Annotated in this window: 1 protein-coding gene and 2 pseudogenes; 1 reads left to right on the forward strand and 2 read right to left on the reverse strand. The window is 44.3% G+C overall.

Annotation, left to right across the window (positions count from 1 at the left end; all coding sequences use genetic code 11):
* Both R7070_RS24795 and R7070_RS24800 read right to left on the reverse strand, forming a co-directional pair.
* Window positions 1-718: pseudogene (locus R7070_RS24795) on the reverse strand (alkaline phosphatase family protein); the annotation flags it as partial.
* 9 nt (window positions 719-727) lie between these two features.
* The gene (locus tag R7070_RS24800) at window positions 728-1,078 is read right to left on the reverse strand and encodes a hypothetical protein (protein ID WP_015296697.1); all 351 of its coding nucleotides are present in this window, start codon (window positions 1,076-1,078) and stop codon (window positions 728-730) included.
* A 280-nt stretch (window positions 1,079-1,358) separates the two neighbouring features.
* Here R7070_RS24800 and R7070_RS24805 point away from each other — a divergent pair.
* Window positions 1,359-1,613, forward strand: a pseudogene (locus R7070_RS24805) (MipA/OmpV family protein); the annotation flags it as partial.

Raw genomic sequence — 1,613 nt, forward strand, 5'->3', positions numbered from 1 at the left:
GAGGGAACAGCTTAGTTAACAAACTACCATCATCGACATAATGTGGCAGAAGCTTATCGCGTCCATAGTAGCAATCTGGGTGTTTATACAGTGCTTTTGTATCTGCAATGGGCGCTTGCTCAAATTGCTCGTCTGGTAACCCTAGTAGCTTAACGACTTGCTCAATGGCGTCCAAAGTCGGCCCTGCTACGTGGTCTGCATAAATTTGGTCACCACTCATGATCAGCATGTCTGGTCCCTCATCAACACGTAAGCTAGCGACCTTTTCGTCTGCAGTGACTAAAGTGTCTTTACTAAAATGGTGAGGATTTCGACAAGAGCCATGAAGAACGTAATCGGCTTTCTCGCTGATCACAAACTCCAATCCTTGATGTTGATGTTGGTCTTGTTCATAGCTCAGATGTGGTAACAGCTCAGTCAATAGACCATCTTGAGTTTGAATTTGGTAGCGAAGCGGTTGATGAGTTGGGTAATCACCTTTAATGGCGAGTAAGCTTACCCATGCTCTCTGACCTATTTGGAGCTGCTGAAGTTCATCAAGTGATTGTGATGTGTATGCGTTGTGAGTGCTTGCATCCATTACTTCAACCACGCCTTTAAGAGGCTTGGTCGTCACTAGCCAAATGTTGATTTCAGACGCGGTGACTTTGCGCAGGACAGGCCCTGCAATAATAAGAGGAAGGGGAGTAGGTTCAGTATTGGTCAACGTTGTTGGCAAAGCGCTTCCTTATGTATCTGATTCTTCTTCTAATACTTCGATGACTTGAGAGCTGCTAAGTTCATGCCCCATTAAAAACAAACCTAACATCGCATCCGCTTTTGATGCGTTGTCACTGTCTTCATCCAGAATTTGTTGCAGGCGAGTGCGTATCAAATCTATTTCATGATCGACAAAACCACGGCCTTCTTCGTCACCTTGTCCATCTTCAGGTGCGTTATCGAAGTGCAAAAACAGGAGCTCACCATCGAGCTTGGTATCCACTAATCTTTCAGGTAGCCACTCTTCTCCCATCACGATGTCTGGGTTGGAGTTAGACGGCAAATTATTGAGGATAGAGATAAGTTCTGATGCTTTCACGTTTACTTCGTTATGTTTAAGTTCAAGCTAAACCCATAAGTGGCTGCTTTTAATGATTTTTGATGACGACATGCCTAGATTACTGGCATAGTTCGTTGTTAGGTTAACAACGCACTGAGATTATGTTCATGCCAACGTATCAAAGTGCATGACACGAACTGTCACGCACATGACAACGTTAAGTATTGTAACGGCTAATATCGAAAGAACATAAGCTTAATTCACTGATTTTCTCCATCAACTTTGATTAAAACCCATGAAGAGATTGAAACAAGCCACCATGATGCTTCCGCTCGCTGCGGCTGTATCAACGGCTTATGCAACAGATGAGCAAACGTGGGGCATTGCCGCCATGTATCGCACGGCCTCGATTCCTTTTTACACTGCTAACGATGACTCTACGGTGAGCACCTTCGTACCGATGATGTTTTTTGAAAATGAACATTTGTACATTAACGGACTCGAGGGTGGCGCTTTTCTATTTAACGAAGAGGATTCTGACTGGCGAGTGAGCGCGATTACGCGTCTTCGTTTT

Origin of the sequence: Vibrio sp. 1557, from assembly GCF_033340175.1 — a bacterium.
Classification (GTDB): Bacteria; Pseudomonadota; Gammaproteobacteria; order Enterobacterales; family Vibrionaceae; genus Vibrio; species Vibrio alginolyticus.